This is a genomic window from Okeania hirsuta (genome assembly GCF_003838195.1).
GTDB classification, from domain to species: Bacteria; Cyanobacteriota; Cyanobacteriia; order Cyanobacteriales; family Microcoleaceae; genus Okeania; species Okeania hirsuta.
In genome coordinates this window covers 49,923-69,294 of record NZ_RCBY01000015.1, presented here as the reverse complement: position 1 = coordinate 69,294, position 19,372 = coordinate 49,923, and the positions used below count along the sequence as shown (strand labels likewise).

Here is a 19,372-nt window from a genome sequence, read left to right as displayed (position 1 = left end):
ACAGAGGAACATTGCCAGATATGATTAGCGTAATTATTACACTAACTATTTTGCTTTTTGTCCAAAGTCCAAATATTTAGTGAGACGACTATAGCGCAACACTCAGAAAAAAAAGATTCAATTCGTTTGCGTAGCATTCCAAAGAAAAGGAAAAAGTGTGATTCACAACCCAACAATAAAGATGCGTTTTTTAGGTTTCCTTTGTCAACCCAACCTACAAACTCAATTTTTTATAGAACCCATTTGATTGCTATATAATTATGGTATTCAAGTATTTTTGCGCATCAATTTTGAGGAAAAATCTTCTGTTGGTGTGTTGAATTTTTTGTATTATTTCTCCCCACATATTCCCTTTTCTCTCTTCTGTGTTATTGTTGGTGTGTTGAATTTTTTGTATTATTTCTCCCCACATATTCCCTTTTCTCTCTTCTGTGTTATACCAATTCCCAAAAATAATACTATACTTGCGATGCAATTTCAGTTATTAAGTAATAATAATGATTCAGTAATGAATGTAGAGGATTATCGGCATTAATACAAAATATAGCAATGAGCGCTGGTATATTTACAAATTGTAGTAGGGGCAAAAGAGCTAGAAGTCTTATATGATCGGCAATTTATTCCCCCTGTTCCCTGTTCCCTGTTGCCTGTTCCCTGCGCACAGCGCTATATCTTATGCCTTTGAACCCTACTAGCTACTCCCCACTCCTTACTCCCTACTTCCTAGGAGATATAGCAAAACTTTTGAGAAATGGTATTACCTCCTGTCTCCTGTCTCCTGTCTCCTGTCTCCTAGCTAAAAAACTTAGTATTTATGAAGATACCACTTAGGGGTTCTATACAGTAGATTTTAAAGTCTTAAGCACCCTTAGTAAAAAAATAAAATAATTATTAAAAAACTCACCAACTATGGTAGGCTTTCTTTAATTCTTTGCCCATAAACATTTTATCCCTGATCATAGGTATGAAATAAATCATGGACACAGATACATAAAACGATAGATAAATATTATCACTCTTATTAACCATGACAATTACTACAGCACCATTTCCAATTGACATAGGAAGCTATAAACCACTTTCTCTCGACCCCACTAACCCAACTCTCACAGACGAACAACGGGAAACACTCAAAGCAAATATTCAACTTTGCCGTGATACTATAATTTTCTTCACCGCTACTGGTGCTGCTAGAGGAGTAGGAGGTCATACAGGTGGCCCTTATGACACAGTACCCGAAGTTATGATTTTAGATGCCTTTTTCCGAGGTGCAGCCGAAAAATTTGTACCTATCTTCTTTGATGAAGCTGGACACCGTGTGGCTACTCAATACTTAATGGCAGCTATAGCAGGAGAACTTCCTGTGGAACGTCTGGTAAATTATCGGGCAGCTAATTCTCATTTACCAGGACACCCAGAATTAGGATTTACTCCAGGGGTAAAGTTCAGTTCCGGTAGATTAGGTCATATGTGGCCTTATATCAACGGTGTGGCAATGGCAAATCCTGATAAATTAGTCTTTTGCTTAGGTTCCGACGGTTCCCAGCAAGAGGGTAACGATGCTGAAGCAGCTAGAATGGCAGTAGCACAAAATCTCAATGTTAAATTGATAATTGATGATAATGATGTTACTATTGCGGGTCATCCCTCCGACTATTTAAAAGGTTACAACCTCAACAAAACTTTAACAGGTCATGGCTTAACCGTACTTGAAGGAGATGGGGAAGATTTAGATGGTCTGTATCAACGAATATGTCAAGCAGCTATAACTGAAGGTCCGATCGCTGTGATTAATAAGCGGAAAATGAGTGTGGGTATCGAAGGTCTAGAAGGTTCTACCCACGGACATGATGTGATTCCTCTAAAGTTAGCGATCGAATATTTAGAAGCAAAAGGTAGAACTGAAGCAGTTAACTATCTCAAGGGTATTGAAAAACCAAAGCAAAGCTACACTTTCATGGGTGTAAGTGATAAAGTTGGTTCTAACCGGAATGTCTTTGGTGAGAGTGTGGTATCTGTCCTCAAAGGTATGAGTGAAGAGGAACGCAAAAATCATTTATTTGTTGACAGTGACTTAGAAGGTTCTTGTGGGTTCAAACAAATTCATGATGCTTTTCCAGAGCGGTTTATTAGTGGTGGCATCATGGAGCGTGGTAATTTTTCTGCTGCTGCAGGGTTTGGTATGGAAGCAGGGAAACAAGGTATTTTTGCCACATTCAGTGCTTTCTTAGAAATGTGTATTTCTGAAATTACAATGGCGCGGTTGAACAACTCCAACGTTTTGTGTCACTTCTCCCACGCTGGTATAGATGACATGGCAGACAATACTTGTCACTTTGGCATCAACAATATGTTTGCCGATAACGGTCTTGATGATGGTTATGAAACTCGCTTATATTTCCCTGCTGATGCGAACCAAATGAAAGCTTGTGTGGAAGCAGTATTTACTCAAACCGGAATGCGGTTTATCTTCTCCACTCGTTCCAAAGTACCAATTCTGTTAGACAGCAATGGTAAAGAATTCTTTGGTGAAGGTTATAAGTTTACTCCTGGGAAAGATGAAGTTATCCGGGAAGGTACAGCAGGTTATATTGTCAGTTTTGGTGATGCGTTATATCGCTCTCTTGATGCAGTGGAACGTCTGAAACAGCAAGGAATAGATGTTGGTTTGATTAACAAACCTACTCTCAACGTCATTGACGAAGATATGTTGCAGAAAGTTGGTGCTGCTCCTTTTGTATTGGTTGTTGAAGCATTCAACCGTCGTACAGGTTTGGGTAGTCGTTTCGGTTCTTGGTTATTGGAACGTAGTCTGACTCCTAAGTTTGGTTATCTAGCTACTCACCAAGAAGGTTGTGGTGGTCTATGGGAACAGTTCCCTCATCAAGGGATCGATCCTGAAGGTATTATGAGTAAGGTTAAAGAATTAGCTAGTTAATTTTCTTTTAAATAGAGTTGTTGGGAAATAAAAATTCAAAAGCCTGAAAAGTTTACTATATAATATTTTCAGGATTTGAGGCTTGAAAAACACTATAAACCTTGACTAATAAGGGTTTTAGCAATTTTTCGGCTTAATTCCCAACAAGTCTAATGGAGTAATATCATGTTCGGATAATCAGTTATAAATAAAATTTCAGAACTGACAGTACCGAATAAATACTGAAATTATCTTGAAATACTGAAATTATCTTGATTTTTCTCCTTTCTTCCCTCCTGAATTCTGACTCCTGACTTCTCGCTAAGTTATTTATAAGTATTCAACCGTTAGCGTAGCTCCCCCGGAGGGGGAACATGATATAATATTATGGTAAAGCAGATTAATGGCTGGATTCTTGAGGGAGTTGTAGCATCTGGTAAAACCACATTAATTACAGAGTTGCAAAAGGTATTAGCGACGAAACATTCTTCTAGAACAAAGGTTTATATTAGTGAACATTACACCGAACGGGTCCTAGAAGATGAAAAAGCCAAGGGAATCTTAACAGCACAAGCTACTATTGATTTGGCCTCTCACATTGTTGAGAAGTTGGAAAGCATTGCCTCTTGGAAATCTGGTAGTAAATTTCATCAGAATCAAGGCAATGCTATGATTGACTCTATCCTAGAAAGGTTTCTAGGTAGTCATTATGCCAACCTAAAAACCTTGGAGTTATGGGATTCAACCTCTGAGGATGAATTCAAAATTAGGAATATTTATAAACTTTTAGAAGAACTAGGATTCTCGGTAGTAATTCTGAAATTGCCAGATTCTCTGATTAACCAAGCTGTAGCTACTACTAAACTTTATAGAAACGCCGCCTGGTCTCGGTATCTGGAAAAAGTAGGAAATGATGAGCAAGTAAGTATCTACTACTTAAATTGGCAAAATAAACTATTTGAATTTTATAACCGCATTAGTAAATTTATCGAGATTAAAACAATTACAGTGGATTCTATTCACCACAGAGATTACTATAGTGAATTAGCAAATTCTCTCGTTAAATGAGTATTAAGTTTATTTTCTTTGATATTGATCAAACCCTTGTCGATTATTCGGGTGCAGTGAGTAATATCATGTCCGGATAATTAGTGATAAAAACTTTCTCTTTCAACTCCAGTTCTTCTTCTTCCTTCTTCTTTCTTCCCTCCTGACTCCTGACTCCTGACTCCTCCATCGTTATTTATTTATAACTGTTCAACCGGAGATGATATAAGGCTGTTGTACGCCTTGTTAAAGAAGAACCAATCTTAAATGGTATTTCTAGTGGAGAGTTTTTGTCCATCTGGAACAATTTAAGAAGCCGTTATACACAGCACATGATATTACTCCTGACTCCTATAAAAAGTCTCACTACTTGTTTGATTTGAGGATAAGTAAAACTACGATAACGACCAATTCCATTAAACCTTAAACAGACGAAAAATAGCACAATAATTTGATAATTTGATTTGGGTATTAATGCTCAACTCTACTATCAATACAATCTCATATTCTTGCTTCTTACTTTTTCATTCCCTAAAAAAAATTCACAGAGTTTCTCAGCGATATCCTTACTTTACTTCTTCCTTATTCTTACTTCTTCCTTCTTAAACTATGATAAATTCTACTCTTATAAATCAGAATATCTCCTTAGAAGACTTCACAAAAAACCCTCCTGAAAAAATGGAATGGGTAGACGGCAAATTAATAGAAAAAAACGGCATGACATTAAGACATGGAAAAATTCAATTGAAGCTCGGTCGTTATTGGGATAACTATAAAAATGCCAGTAAACAAGGTGGAGAAGTTTATACAGATGTACCTTGTCGTACTAACAAACAAGGGCGATCGCCTGATGTTGCTTATCTGACTCCTGAGTTAGTTTCAGAATATGGAAATTATCCTACTTTGCCTCAGAGTTTTCCTTTAAGTGCAGAAATTATTTCTCCTACAGATTTAGCTGAAAATGTCTTTTTAAAAGCTCAGGAATATTTAGAATCTGGTGGCGAAGAAGTTTGGTTAGTTTTTCCTGAGAGTAAATGGATAATAATAGTTACTGAAAATCAAGGTTTAATGTTTACTTCTGGTCAGGTTGTTACTACTCAAAAAATTTTAATAGGTTTTAGTGTGGCAGTAGATGATTTATTAGCTTGAGAATTAATTAGGGTTTGCTGTGAAAAAGTCTTTTGGTCAGGGTAGGAGTCAGGAGAAAATCATATTTCCAACAAAGCGAAAAATTTTCACCTTTGTACTTGACTAACTTCCTTCTAACTTCTAACTTCTGACTTCTAACTTCTCCCTTCTTCCTTCTTCCTTCCTAAATAAAACGAATAAACCAACGTTCCTGAAAACTCACACCTGCTAATGCTTCATACTCTGCCAAACTTCTGACATTTCCTAAACCATAAATCCCAAAATCTTCCGTAGCAGTTTCCATTCCCAAAACCTGACGAAAACGAGATTCAGATATCTTATTTTGTACCCACCAATCTTGATGATCTTCCCAATGTACAACCCGTTTTTTACCAGTATTATAAAAATGCCAACAAACACTAAGATTTGGATGATAAATATCCCATCCCCTCGTCCAAGCTTTCGCAGCAAATAACACCTCTTCTCCAGTAAAATAAATATCTGGGTCGTAGGGTACTTCCTCAATAATTAACCCATCTGCAAAAATAAACCCAGCAGCAACAAAAGCTCCTAGTTGTGGAATACTACATTTACTCAAATCGCCTATTGCTCTCAAACTTAAAATACCAGGATCTCCAAACTCCTTTGCCTCTAACCGACTTGGCGTATCCCCAACCAATTCCCTGGGAGGTCTGTAAGCAGGAGGATAGGTACTCAAAAGAGGTTTTTCACTGGGACACATTTCCAGCATTTTAATCAATTCTATGTCCCAGCCAGGTAAAAATCTCATGTGGGCATCAATTTGTAGAGTATAACGTTCCTTTTGCCACAACTTTTGTACCAAAGACCTCGCCCAACCTACGCCACGAGCTTCAGAAGCAGGCACTGCAATAATACGACAATCTTTAATACCTTTAAGTTTGCTGATATAGTCCTTTTCCTCATCCGTACCATACTGCCAACAAATGCCAAAAGTGAGGCGTTCAGGATGAGTGGCATGGGCGATCGCTTCTTCTACTGTTGGGACTAATTCTAAATCGCGATAGGCAACTATTTGAATAAAAATACTATCCATAAAATTTGTTTATAGCCATCTTAATTATGTTGTTTAAACTATTACTACTTTAGATAGAACAAATCAGAATCCAGTTATTTAAATACTCAAATCCTACTTTAAGCAAAAACTTTGACTTTTTTTACTTTTTTATAAAAATTACAAGCTAAATCCAATTTGATATTGTATCAACGATAAAAAAGAATGCCACAACAAAAAGGAAATTTGAAAATTACGCCTAGAAAGAGCTTCTTCCATACTAAAAGCCACCTATCTCTATATATAGCTCCAATTATTTTCTTCAACATCCGTAGATCCACAAGAGGTAACACTATACCATTGATCTAGATCGCAAAAGACATAAAAATTTTTCACAATAACACTTTGACTAGCCTCACTGAAATTACGGCATGAATAATCAGATGATATATTAAGATTGAACAATTGATTAAAATTCAGGATTTTTACTGATATTAAATTATGGAAGTTAATACTAATAATCCAATAAATATTAATTCTGAAATACCTAGTCCTGTTGAATGGGTAGAAGAACATTATTCGATCGCCAATTTAATAGATACTCTCACCGATCTACAAGAGGTACTTGACCATGGACTACTATTCCAAGATAATCAAGATGGAGAATTAGTTATTAATGCTGATATGAAAGATTTACTACGAGAAGAATACGGGCATCAACATTGGCAGTATTTAGAAAAATATTTATTGAGTAATAGTTAAAAATAATATTCTGTAGTGTAGTATTACTGAATAAAAATTGCGATGAAATTATTGTAAGCGCAGACTTATTTTTTTTGACTCTACAAACTTCTAAAATAGCTTTCATTGCAGATAAATTTTTGCAGTTTATTGCACTAAAGCTAGTCTCAATAATTTGAAAAAATTCAAAACATCAATCAACTCTTCCTTACCGAATAATTAAGGTTTAAAGCCTCTCCTTTAAAGGAGAAACAAGAAAAAATTTTCTTTTGAGTCAATCCTACCCTTGAAAAGAAGAGGTAATTGTTAATAATTAATTATTAATTGTTTAACTTAACTTTTTTCTAACACTTTAAGACAAAATTTTCGGCAACCCTACCTTTTTTAATTCCACAAACTTACCTTGAAAATCTACAGCTTGATTATCCCCAACTCTCCTTGCTTCTGCCAACTCTCGACGAATTTCTGCTCGTTCCATTTTGTCAGAAACTCCACCTAATATATAGATAAACAATCTCATCGCTAAGTCTCTCCCAGCTACTGACATTCGTTTGCGATTAAAATCATATAAAACCCCATACCAAATTGAGTCAGGAGATTCTATTCCACTCAAACCACCATCCACATCATACTTATTTAATTTCTGAAAAACCTCCTCCAAAAAAAAGCCTTTTTTATATATTAAAATTCCTAGAGCTTCAGAAAAAGCAATTTGCCCAACAGGTCGGAATAAAACATGACCTTCTCCTGGTTTTATTTCAAAACTAAATCTTCTCAATTCTGGAGTTTCGGCACCATTTTCTAATCTTGAATAACTAGGTAAATTAGATAAATAATTCCAAAACAACATAAATTCCTCTAGTCCCTCTTCTAATTCCTCTTCTTCGGGACGCATTGGAATTAAACCTTTATCTGAAGGTTTCCAATGAGGATAACGAGGTTTTAAATATCTTTCAGACATTTCTTGAATTGCCTGAAGAGTTGTTAAAACAGTAGACTTAGTTGCTACAGTAGCACTATCCCAATTCACTCGTGGATTTCTATTATCTTTCTCCTTTAATAAAGGATGATAAATTGCTACTTTTCTAGCCACAATGGCAAACCCATCATCCTCATTTAATAATGCCAACTGCCCTTTACTTAATTTCACAGCAGTCAAATTTACATGAGCAAAAACTGACCTAACTCTCCGTCGTGCTTGTGCTCTACTTTCTCCTTTTACTACTGCCGGAATAAATTCTATACCTATTTGTTCGTAAGCTAATTTTTGTAGTTCTGGTAATTCAATATTATGGGTTTCTGCTAAATCATCAATATTAATAGCTGCACCTACTGGTTTTTTTTGTTTGTTATATCTAGGCAACCTACCTGTTTTTGTTAATTCCATTAAACCTTGAATTCCCATCAGTCGATGTTGACCATCTAAGGCAAATACTGCTACTTCTAAACGTAGGTCTAATAATCCTACTTTTCCCTCTGAATCTAGGGGTAAAAAATCAGTAGCAGATTTATTTGCTTTTCCATTTTTATTCCATTCTTCTGCTTTAGGATTATCTACCCAACTAGGGCTAATTACTACTAATACTGCTGGAAATTTATGAGCTTTTCTTGTTGCTAAATATAGAGTTAATGGAGCTTGACGAGACCAATCTAGGGGACGTTGTTGAATTTCATCTATTGTTTCTGCATCCCGAATTATATTGTCTGTTTCTACATCAAATTTTTGTCGAAATAATGGTAGTTGAGAGGCAAAACGTACACGACTATCTAACCATTCTAGAGTGACAGAACCGATGTAAGCTTCCGTTTTTCCCATCATGGTTTTTTGTACTAAAAGTCTGTCATCTTTGCCTATATGTTTGTCTAAAAGGATAGCGATCGCTTCTCTTTCTCGATTATCGTTTTCTAAAATTTCTTTTGCTATTTCTGAGGTGGGTTTATTGGTTTTTTTCATCGCTGATTTTGGGAAATATTTTTAACGATTTTTAAAAAAATATGTATATATAAATTTTTGTTAACAAATGTTTTTAAAAACTATTTGATTGATATGATTGTTAATTGTAAGTTATTTTTATATCATATACAATTTATTATGTCAATATTAACCAATGAAACACAAGGGGTGAATATTAATGTCTTTTTTTACTCTTAAAATAAGGATACTTTGAGATTTTTGACACTGAAAATTGCTTCAAACTCAGCAGTAAGTGCATAAGCAAAATTAATGACATATTTTGTTCCTAAATTCTCAAGCACTTTTTTTAGATATTGAAGTAAGCTGTTCGGTTTCATTCTTTCCTAAAAACTTTTCTATGGGCGATATGAAAGACACGCTCAGTAATTTCAGGAAATTATTTCAAATTTAAAGTTTAAAACTATTTATGACATTTTTAAAGTGAATTGGTATTAATAGATTTTAATATTTAATATCGTGATTGCATTCTTACTTAAAATAGAAATAACATCTATAGAAATGGGTGTCTCTCAATTTTGAATAAAGCCAAAAATTTATTGCTTTAGGGAACAGGGAACAGGGAATATATAGGAAAAAAGTATTTTTGCAAATATGAGATACACCCATATAAATCCAATTTAAGTTGTAATATTTTGGTGATAGTTAAGAATCAGAATATTAAAGGTTTTGCTTGAAAATTAACTGTTATAAAAATTTTTACAACCAATTTAGCATCGCTATAATAAATATAGCAATCAGGTGTCAGATGTGAGAGATTGATTGCTGTATTACTTGATTTATAAGAAAATTTAATATCATTTCTCATAAATCATTCTTGATTACCATAATTTATTTCTCTATGTAAAGAGGAGTGGTGAAAAATTTATTGATTTTTTCAAAGTACAACATTACAGTGACAGGTATTGCTGAGAAACTAATCAAGTTAACTTTGTAATTTTAAAAAGGAGGAATGAGAATAGTTATAGTAAATTTAGTTCTGGTAGTTATTTGAGATTTAATTTGGCATATTTATTTAGTTAATCTGCGAGTTTATGACAAATAAATACTGAAAATATAGATGTTTTGCCTGGGGCTATAAATGAGCAAAAATCAAGAATTAAAAAGGGAAAAAAAATTAGCATACTACTGTCAATATTTTACCGAACTTAAGACAAGTCAAAAGCTTAGTCCTAAAGCCGAATATAAACCAATCTTGATTTTATCTGTGATTGATTTGATTAAACCTTGTGTAATCAATAATAATCATATTTCTGTATCTGAAGAACTAATTAGTACCTTCAATAAACATTGGGATATTTTATCATCTGGTATTTATAAAGGTAAAAATCGTTTACACCTTCCTTTTTATTTTCTAAAGAGTGAAAGATTCTGGCATCTTGAGTCTAAAATTAATTCTTTAAAGCAGCCAAGTTCTGTTAAACAGTTAAAACAGGTCGTTGAGTATGCCAGTTTAGACCCAGAACTTTTTGAACTACTACAAGAGCAAAGTTCTAGAAAAGAATTAATAGACGTACTCATTGCAACTTGGTTTTCAGCTAATCAAAAAAAAATTAAAGAACTTATCGTAATTAATGAAAGATTCCCAAAAGACAATAATGAGAAAGAAAGTTCAATTAATTTATCAAACCAACAGCAAAAACAACCTAAATCATATTTCAAAAAATCTGTAGTTAGAGATAGTATCTTTCGTAAAGCAGTTGTACATACCTATAACTATAAATGTGCTTTTTGTGGAATGAAACTCAGTATGTCAATAAACCAAAATATTGTAGATGGAGCCCAGATCAAACCATTTGCCAAATTTTATGACAATAGAATAGATAACGGCATATCACTGTGTAAAAATCATCATTGGGCATTCGATAAAGGTTTATTTACCATAACTGATGATTATAAAATCATCGTTTCCAATAATTTCTTAGAAGAATCACCCAATTCTAAACCAATGAAGGAATTTAATAGTAATCAGCTTTGGTTGCCAAATGAAAAAGAATCTTTCCCCAGAATAGAAGCTTTACAATGGCATCGCCAAAATATATTTATCTCATAAAAATGCAGAATAAATTAAAAAAAATTTTAGGAGTATTGAAAAATGGTAGGAATACAAAAATCTCTTTTTCCAGAGCGAACAACTGCTGAACTAATCAAAGATATAGAAAAGCTAACTATAGAAATTCAAGAATTATATTGCCTTGATGAAATCCCCTTAATTGTTGGATATTCTGGAGGAAAAGATAGTACCGCAGTTTTGCAACTTATATGGAATGCGATCGCTACTTTGCCAGTAGAAAAAAGAACTAAAAAAATTTATGTAATTACTACTGATACACGAGTAGAAAATCCTTATGTTTCTGCTTGGGTAAAACAATCTCTAAAAAACATTGAGAGAGTTGCCCAAGAACAGAAAATGCCAATAGAAACTCACCTTCTACAACCAGATATTCAATATACATATTGGGTAGGTTTAATTGGCAAAGGTTATCCCGCACCCCGTCTAAAATTTAGATGGTGTACGGGACGTTTAAAAATTGAACCATCTAATCTTTTTATTCGTAATGCTGTACGAACTAATGGAGAAGTTATCCTAGTTTTAGGTACTCGTAAAGCTGAAAGTGTTAACCGCGCTAGAACAATGAAAAGATTAGAAGAAAAACGAGTACGGGAACGCCTTAGTCCTAATGCCAATTTACTTAATTCTTTAATTTATTCCCCTATTGAGGACTGGCGAACTGATGAAGTTTGGCTATATTTAATGCAGTGGGAAAATCCTTGGGGAAATAGTAATAAAGATTTACTAGCAATGTATCGAGGTGCGACGGAAGATAATGAATGTCCGTTAGTAGTTGATACTTCAACTCCTAGTTGTGGAAGTTCTCGTTTTGGGTGCTGGGTTTGCACCTTAGTAGATAGTGATAAATCTATGTCAGCAATGATTCAAAATGATGAGGAAAAAGAATGGTTACAACCTCTGATAGATTTGCGTCGGGAACTAGATATTTCGGACAGAGATAAAAGAGATTTTCGGCGAATTTGGGGTACAGTTCAACTATTTGAACGGAATATAGATGGTGAAGTTTCTGTAGAACCAATTCCTGGTCCATATAAAAAAGAATGGCGAGATACTTTACTGAGAAAACTGTTAGAAGCTCAAACACAAATTCGTGAAACTGCTCCAGAAAATATGCGAGATATTACTCTGATTTCTCTGGAAGAACTGAGTGAAATTAGACGCATTTGGTTAGAGGAAAAACACGAGTTTGATGATAGTTTACCTCGTATATATAAAGAAGTAACAGGAGAGAAATTTAAAGACTGTCGTCCTGGTGCAGGAATAAGTCTTTTAGGTAGTGATGAATGGTCAGTATTAGAAGAAATATGTAATGGGGATGAGATGCACCTTGAACTTATGGCAAAACTGTTAGATACAGAGCGGCAATATTATATTAAGTCTCACCGATATAAGATTTATGAAAGTCTCGAACAATGTTTTGAAACAAGTTCTCGTTCCAAGGAAGAAGCTATTCAAAACGCTCATAATAAAAGAGACCTTAAAGAAGCTGTCGAGCAAGGAAAAGTTTCAGAGAAAATTAAACAATTAAGTTGGGCAAACATGAAATTTTCTCGTCAAAATTCGGCAGATATCGAGTAAGGGAGTGGGAAAGCAGGAGAATAGGGGAGCAGGGGAGAAATAAAAATATGAAACTTTCTCCAGAAAATTTATCTTTTGTAAAACTCTATTTTCCCAATCTAGGTCAAAGACAAAAATTCGGGCGTTGGTTGACAGTAAAACTCTATTTGTTAGACTTACTTCCTACAGGAAACATTCAATAGTGACTAGGAATTTATAAAAATTTTTCTGGCAAACTCATCTCTAGTAAAACTCTATTTTCCCAGTCTTAGATCAAAGGCAAAAATTATCTGTTGATGAAAATTTTTCTGACAAACTCATCTCTGGAAAACCTCTCTTTTTCCCAGTCTAAGTCAAAGGCAAAAATTACAAAAAAATTGGATTTGTCAGATTTACCTTCTACTGGGAAAATTCAACAATGACTAGAAAGTTATGAAAATTTCTCTGGAAAACTCATCTGCGGGAAACCTCTGTTTTTCTCAGTCTAAGTCAAAGGCAAAAATTCGGGCGTTGGTTAACAAGAAAATTCTCTTTGTCAGATTTACCTCCTACTGGGAAAAATTCAACAATGACTAGAAAGTTATGAAATTTTCTTTGGAAAACTCATTTGTGGAAAACCTCTGTTTTTCTCAGTCTAAGTCAAAGGCAAAAATTACAAGAAAATTGGATTTGTCAGATTTACCTTCTACTGGGAAAATTCAACAATGACTAGAAAGTTATGAAAATTTCTCTGGAAAACTCATCTGCGGGAAACCTCTGTTTTTCTCAGTCTAAGTCAAAGGCAAAAATTCGGGCGTTGGTTGACAAGAAAATTGGATTTGTCAAACTTATCTCCTACCGAAAAAAGGTAAATTCTAAGAATAAAAAAATCAAGTTAATTATCAAAATAATATGGGTCTAAAACCCCGCCTTTTAAGGCGCAAGATTTTTGGAGCGGAGCTGAAATCCCCTACTTCCCCTCCTGGGAGGGGGAGGGGCGAGGGGTGGGTTAACTTCTGACTTCTGACTTCTGACTTCGTTAACCCACTACCTTTCCCCCTACTCCCTACTCCCTATTCCCTATTCCCTATTCCCTATTCCCTATTCCCTAAAAAATGATTTTCCTAGAACTCGTCTTACAAAATTTCGGACCCTACTCCGGTAAACAAACAATAAACCTCCGCCCTACCCTTACCGATCGCCCTCGCCCCATCATCTTATTTGGAGGTATGAATGGAGGAGGAAAAACTACTCTTTTAGATGCCATTCGCCTCGCACTTTACGGTCATCGCACCCAATGTTCAACTAGAGGAAACTTAACTTATAGCGACTTTCTTTCTCAATGCGTAAATCGTAATACTCCCCCTACAGAAAAAACTCGCATTGAATTAGCTTTTGAACATATTCAAGACGACCAACTTGTAGAATATCGCGTAGTTCGTACCTGGGAAAAAAATCCTAAAGATGGCAAAGATAGTTTAGGAATTCTTGATGGCGAATGGCCTGATTCTTACTTAGCAAATGCCTGGGATGAATATATAGAAAATCTCTTACCTTTAGGAATTTCTAACTTATTTCTATTTGATGGAGAACAAGTAAAAGAATTAGCTGAACTAGAAACACCACCACCTTTAGTAGTAGATGCAATTCAGTCATTATTAGGATTAGAATTAGCCGAACGTCTCGCGGCAGATTTGGATATTTTGGTGACTCGGAAAAAGAAGCAATTTGCCAAGACTAAAGAAATAGCAAATTTAGAGGAAATTGAACAAAAACTCCATCAGCAAAAAAAAGATTTTGAAGTTGCTACAGAAAAATTGGTAGATTTGGAAAAGCAATTAAAAAAAGCTCAACAAAAGCAAGAAAAAGCTATGAGAAAATTTGTCTCGGAAGGGGGAAAAATTGCTGCTGAAAGAAGTCAGTTAAAACAAGAATTTCAAGATGTCGAATTAGAGATGGAAAATGCTCGTCAGGAAATGGTTGAACTTGCTGCGGGAGCTTTACCTCTGGCTTTAATTTCTCCTCTTTTGGAACAAGCAAGTTCTCAAGGTGATGTAGAGATTTTACGCCATGAGGCAGAAATAGCTTTAGATGCTTTTCAGGAAAGAGACCAACGTTTAGTTAATTATCTGAATGAGTTGTCTATTCCTGCTGGCAAAATTAGTAAAATTCAAAGGTTTCTCGATCGAGAAAATCTGATGATTGAAGAGGATATTAATCAAATTGATGAACCTTGGTTATTAGCAGATGAAGAGGCGCTAACTTTACTAGAAAATTTGTTGCGCTATGAGATTGAAAATTGTCGAAAAAATGCTCGGGAAAGTTTAACCAGTCTCAAGGATTTAGAAGTGGAAATTAATGTTCTAGAAAAGCAGCTAGTAAGTGCAGCATCTCCGGAAGCTTATAAAATTTTGGAAGCTGCTTTACAGGAGGCACAAACTGAGTTAGCTAGGATACAGATTGCTTGTGAAAATAGTAAACGCGAGCGTAAAAAATTGGAGGATGCTATTACTAAAACTAAGAAGGAATTATTTAGCTATACTGATGAAACTATCGAACGTCACAATATTCAAAATATCATTGAATCTTCTGGTAAAGTGAAGAAAACTTTGCAGCTATTTAAGGAGAAGTTAACCCTGAAAAAGTTGAATAAACTAGAGATGGAAGTTACTGAATGTTTCCGCTATCTTTTGCATAAATCAGACTTGGTGCATCGCGTGGCTATTGATAATAATAATTTTGCTCTTTCTCTCTACGATAATCAAGGGCAAGTTGTTCCTAAAAATCGCATTTCTGCTGGAGAAAAACAGCTTTTGGCAATTTCGTTTTTGTGGGGTTTGGCAAAGGTTTCTGGTAGACATTTACCCGTCGCTATTGATACACCTTTGGGTAGATTAGATTCATCCCACCGTCAGAATTTAGTAGAACGTTATTTCCCTTCTGCTAGTCATCAAGTTATTCTTTTATCTACCGATACTGAGATTTGTAAATCAGAAGTAGAAAATCTCCGTAACTTAGAGGCGATCGCTCACGAATATTTACTCAAATATGATGCTCAAAAAAATCAAACTAATCTGGAAAGAGGATATTTTTGGTAAGCAAATTTTTTTCCCTCTGTCACTTCAACTGAAGTTACTCACAGAGGGGTAGAAAATTTCTCTACCAATGTGAATATTTACTCAAATATGATGCTCAAAAAAATCAAACTAATCTGAAAATAAGCTATTTTTTGTAACCAAAAACTTTCTTTCTAATCACACCTTAATTTAATTACCATAATTTTTCTCTGTCAAAGTCAAATACCAGAGTTTTATATTGACACTCGCCCGTTAAATCGGAGATTATAACAGAAGATTCTTGTATCACAGATTCTTAGCTAGATAACAAATCAAACAAGTTGAGTTGTACCCCCGTCAGACCATCTCCACAAGCTTTCTTGCTCCGTCTTTACGCTGAGGGAACCTCAGCGCAGGCGGTGCGCTTTTCTTTTGCCGTGTGCCCCACGGCTATTAATCCTCTATTTCTGATTATTTTTGCAGCAGCTACATCACGATTTATTTGATAACTACAGTTGCTACAATTATGCTTTCTATCAGAGAGTTTCTTTTTCTGTCTATGCCCACATAAAGGATATTCTTGAGATGTATAATTCTTATCAACTTTGGCATAATACTTACCTCGTTTCCAACAAACATAAGGTAAGATTTCGTTAATAAACTGACCTATACCACTATCTAAAGATTGTTTCCTGACAATGCCTTTAGACCAGGAATTAAAGTTAACATATTCGACAAAAATATTGTCTGCTAAATCACAAAGTTGATGAGCTATGTTGAAATGCCAATCACGTCTTGTATTAGAGATTTTCTCATCCAATCTAGCTATTCTATTCTGGAGTTTTGACCAATTACTCGACCCTTTATTTTTATGTTTTAACCTTCTTTGCAGCAAGCTCGCGCGTTCCCTTGCGCCTGGAGGCGGCGCGGGGTCGCTCGCCAATTTAAGCTTGCGTAGTTGACCTGATAAAAACTTAGGGGCCTTGATTAATTTTCCTGTAGAAGTAGCGACAAAACTTTCTATCCCTGCATCTATACCTAATGATGTTTTCCCTACTAAATTATCTGGCACTGACTTTGATGAAGTAAAACTAACCATCAAATAATAACCCGTAGCTTTTTTTACTATCCTAGCTTGTTTAGCTACCATAACTTCTGGATATGGTCTACTTTGCCTAATTTTAATCCACCCCAGTTGAGGCAACTTGAATCTACCGCAACCTAGATAATTTTTCAGCATGGCAGGAAAAACAAAGCTTCTCATCCTTTTCTTAAATCTAGGAAAGCCTTTACCCAGAGATTTCATTTCAGAAAATGCCCTGTCTAATTGTTTTAAAGTTTGTTGTAAAACTTGAGCATTAACTGATTTTAACTTAGGATTAGTTTTCTTGGCTGTTGTTAGATTTTTTGCCTGATAATTGTAATTAGGGTAAGGGGTATCACCAGGGATAATATATTCAGAAATAATCGAACAAATATTGATTGGTGACTTCCTTGAACTTAACCAATCTTTATGCCCTCTTAAAGCATAGTTATATACACTTTTACAGACATCAAGAATGTGATTAATTTCTGCCTATTGATGCTGAGTTGGTTCAGCTTGTACTGGTAAGTTAAAGTAATCAATTTGGTGATTCAACTTATTTCTAAATACCATTTAATCCTAACACAAAACTTGTTTCATAATTGTGCAATTAATTTACTGGTTGAAATTCATCTCACCGCTAAATTAAAAATTATAGTGGCTCGAACTCTTTAAACATTCTCTGATAGCTAAACTATAGAAAAAATTTTCGTATTTCATCGTAAGTTTTCCCTAGTTATTTTCTCATTGGTGGCTGAAAAATTTGTATTTCCCACCCTACTGAACTCCTGAAAATACAGAAACTTTCCTACTCTGGATTATTTTTCAGCAACCAAGCAATAACCAATCATAAATTGCTGAAAAATCTCCTACTCAAACCTACTACGAACTACTACTAGCTAAATAGAACAACTTAAACCACCTGATTTTTGAGTAAAACGAGCATTTTCTCGATAATCAACAGGACAATCAATTACAGCGGGAACATCTTGAGCAAGAGCCTCTTTCAGAGTAGGAATTAAATCAGTAGCAGACTCAACTCGATAACCTTTCAAACCAAAACTTTCAGCAAACTTAACAAAATCTGGATTGCCAAACTTAATAAAAGATGACTTACCGAAATGGTCTTCCTGCTTCCATTCAATCAAACCATAACCACCATCATTAAAAATTAAAGTTACAAAAGCAGTACCCACTCGTAAAGCAGTTTCCAACTCTTGACAATTCATCATAAACCCACCATCCCCTGTTGCAGCTATTACCTTACGGTCAGGATGGACTAATTTAGCAGCGATCGCTCCAGGAATAGCAATACCCATTGCAGCAAATCCATTAGAAATCAAACAAGTATTAGGACGGTCACAATGATAATGTCTAGCAATCCACATTTTATGAGCACCAACATCAGAAATAACAATATCTTCTGGGCCCATTACTTGACGTAAATCATAAATTAGTTTTTGAGGCTTAATTGGAAAGTCATTATCTTTACTATATCCCTCATATTCAGAGCGAAGATTTGTTCTAATTTCTGATACAGTCGGACTTACTTGATTCATTCGCTCAGAACGTCGTAAAATTTCATTCAAAGAATCTGAAATATCTCCAACTATTTCAGCTATCGGAATATAACTACTATCAATCTCCGCATATTTTGCTCCAATATGAATAATCGGAATTTCACCTTGAGGATTCCATTTTTTTGGTGAATATTCAATCAAATCATAACCAACTGCAATAACCAAATCTGTTTCATCAAAAGCACAAGTAATATAATCCCGTTGTTGTAATCCTGTAGTCCATAAAGACAGAGGAAGAGTATAAGGCATCACACCTTTACCCATAAAAGTATTAGCAACAGGAATATTTAATTGTGTTGCAAACTCTGTTAAAGCTTCACTTGCATTAGCCCGAATCGCTCCATTTCCCACTAAAATTACAGGGTTTTTTGCTTTAGAAATTGCTACTGCTGCTGCAGTCATACTTTGATAAGCAGAATAAGATTTTTCTTGCTTATCACGATTCAAAGGTTGCCCTTCTACAGACATTGCCGCAATATTTTCAGGTAAATCAATATGTACTGCGCCAGGCTTTTCTTGTTGAGCTACTTTAAATGCTTTGCGGACAATTTCTGGTGTATTACTAGGACGAACAATTTGAGCATTCCATTTAGTTACTGGCTCAAACATTGCCACTAAATCTAAATATTGGTGAGATTCAATGTGCATTCTATCTGTACCAACTTGACCTGTAATTGCTACTAAAGGTGCGCCATCTAAATTAGCATCAGCAACACCTGTCATTAAATTAGTCGCTCCAGGGCCTAATGTTGATAAACAAACTCCTGCTTTTCCTGTTAAACGACCATAGACATCTGCCATAAAAGCGGCACCTTGTTCATGTCGGGTAGTTATAAATTGAATTGGAGAATCTTTGAGAGCTTCCAAGATATTCAGATTCTCTTCTCCAGGGAGTCCAAATACATATTTGACTCCTTCATTTTCGAGGCATTTTACCAATAATTCTGCAGTGTTCATCTCTATTTTTCTCCTTTGATCAAAGGTGGTAGAAAACTAAATCGAAAGTTTTAACTTTAAATTCAGATAAATTTACGGGTACAACGAAAAGTAATTTCGACTATTTATCTAAAATTACAGGCTGAAATATAATGCTTAATTTTAAAACACAAATTCTATAAATGATTATTTTTTTTCTTTTCCGGAATCAAGATAAATTAAACCTCTATTTAACTTTTTTTCCCAGGTAATTAAGTATCTGTGCGAA

General features: G+C 34.9%; 14 protein-coding genes. 8 read left to right on the top strand and 6 right to left on the bottom strand.

What is annotated here, in order from left to right; genetic code table 11:
• Nucleotides 1-1,027 precede the first annotated feature (1,027 nt).
• A complete protein-coding gene (locus tag D5R40_RS04690; protein ID WP_124143746.1) occupies nt 1,028-2,938 on the top strand; it encodes a thiamine pyrophosphate-binding protein in 1,911 nt (636 codons plus the stop codon).
• 366 nt (nt 2,939-3,304) lie between these two features.
• On the top strand, nt 3,305-3,985 hold the full coding sequence (locus D5R40_RS04685) for a hypothetical protein (protein ID WP_124143745.1): 681 nt from the start codon (nt 3,305-3,307) through the stop codon (nt 3,983-3,985).
• Nucleotides 3,986-4,028: 43 nt separating this feature from the next.
• On the opposite strand, the gene D5R40_RS40790 is transcribed toward D5R40_RS04685, so the two are convergent.
• On the bottom strand, nt 4,029-4,154 hold the full coding sequence (locus D5R40_RS40790; RefSeq protein ID WP_275670302.1) for a hypothetical protein: 126 nt from the start codon (nt 4,152-4,154) through the stop codon (nt 4,029-4,031).
• A gap of 419 nt (nt 4,155-4,573) precedes the next feature.
• Here D5R40_RS40790 and D5R40_RS04680 point away from each other — a divergent pair, with 419 nt between their 5' ends.
• Complete coding sequence (locus D5R40_RS04680; RefSeq protein ID WP_124143744.1) at nt 4,574-5,113, top strand: Uma2 family endonuclease; 540 nt, start codon at nt 4,574-4,576, stop codon at nt 5,111-5,113.
• A 163-nt stretch (nt 5,114-5,276) separates the two neighbouring features.
• Here D5R40_RS04680 and D5R40_RS04675 read toward each other — a convergent pair whose 3' ends face one another.
• A complete protein-coding gene (locus D5R40_RS04675) occupies nt 5,277-6,167 on the bottom strand; it encodes a GlcNAc-transferase family protein (RefSeq protein WP_124143743.1) in 891 nt (296 codons plus the stop codon).
• Between the two features lie 459 nt (nt 6,168-6,626).
• Here D5R40_RS04675 and D5R40_RS04670 point away from each other — a divergent pair, with 459 nt between their 5' ends.
• Nucleotides 6,627-6,887 (top strand): hypothetical protein, encoded by a 261-nt coding sequence (locus D5R40_RS04670; protein ID WP_124143742.1) that lies wholly within the window; start codon nt 6,627-6,629, stop codon nt 6,885-6,887.
• Nucleotides 6,888-7,218: 331 nt separating this feature from the next.
• Here the strand turns inward: D5R40_RS04670 and D5R40_RS04665 are convergent, their stop codons facing one another.
• Nucleotides 7,219-8,820 carry a DGQHR domain-containing protein gene (locus D5R40_RS04665; RefSeq protein WP_124143741.1) on the bottom strand — a complete coding sequence of 534 codons (1,602 nt, stop codon included), beginning with the start codon at nt 8,818-8,820 and terminating at the stop codon, nt 7,219-7,221.
• 194 nt (nt 8,821-9,014) lie between these two features.
• A complete protein-coding gene (locus tag D5R40_RS34585; protein ID WP_161564374.1) occupies nt 9,015-9,158 on the bottom strand; it encodes a hypothetical protein in 144 nt (47 codons plus the stop codon).
• 761 nt (nt 9,159-9,919) lie between these two features.
• Between D5R40_RS34585 and D5R40_RS04660 the strand changes: the two genes are divergently transcribed.
• From D5R40_RS04660 to dndD, 4 genes are all read left to right on the top strand, one after another.
• Nucleotides 9,920-10,891 carry an HNH endonuclease gene (locus D5R40_RS04660; RefSeq protein WP_124143740.1) on the top strand — a complete coding sequence of 324 codons (972 nt, stop codon included), beginning with the start codon at nt 9,920-9,922 and terminating at the stop codon, nt 10,889-10,891.
• Nucleotides 10,892-10,933: 42 nt separating this feature from the next.
• Nucleotides 10,934-12,490 (top strand): DNA phosphorothioation system sulfurtransferase DndC, encoded by a 1,557-nt coding sequence (gene dndC, locus D5R40_RS04655; protein WP_124143739.1) that lies wholly within the window; start codon nt 10,934-10,936, stop codon nt 12,488-12,490.
• A 47-nt stretch (nt 12,491-12,537) separates the two neighbouring features.
• Nucleotides 12,538-12,672 carry a hypothetical protein gene (locus D5R40_RS40785; protein ID WP_275670301.1) on the top strand — a complete coding sequence of 45 codons (135 nt, stop codon included), beginning with the start codon at nt 12,538-12,540 and terminating at the stop codon, nt 12,670-12,672.
• 891 nt (nt 12,673-13,563) lie between these two features.
• Nucleotides 13,564-15,546 (top strand): DNA sulfur modification protein DndD, encoded by a 1,983-nt coding sequence (gene dndD, locus D5R40_RS04650; protein WP_124143738.1) that lies wholly within the window; start codon nt 13,564-13,566, stop codon nt 15,544-15,546.
• A 349-nt stretch (nt 15,547-15,895) separates the two neighbouring features.
• On the opposite strand, the gene D5R40_RS04645 is transcribed toward dndD, so the two are convergent.
• Both D5R40_RS04645 and D5R40_RS04640 read right to left on the bottom strand, forming a co-directional pair.
• Nucleotides 15,896-17,065 (bottom strand): RNA-guided endonuclease InsQ/TnpB family protein, encoded by a 1,170-nt coding sequence (locus D5R40_RS04645; protein WP_240038814.1) that lies wholly within the window; start codon nt 17,063-17,065, stop codon nt 15,896-15,898.
• A 422-nt stretch (nt 17,066-17,487) separates the two neighbouring features.
• Nucleotides 17,488-19,125: an acetolactate synthase large subunit gene (locus D5R40_RS04640; protein ID WP_124143737.1), complete on the bottom strand. Its 1,638-nt coding sequence runs from the start codon at nt 19,123-19,125 to the stop codon at nt 17,488-17,490.
• Between the last annotated feature and the right edge of the window lie 247 nt (nt 19,126-19,372).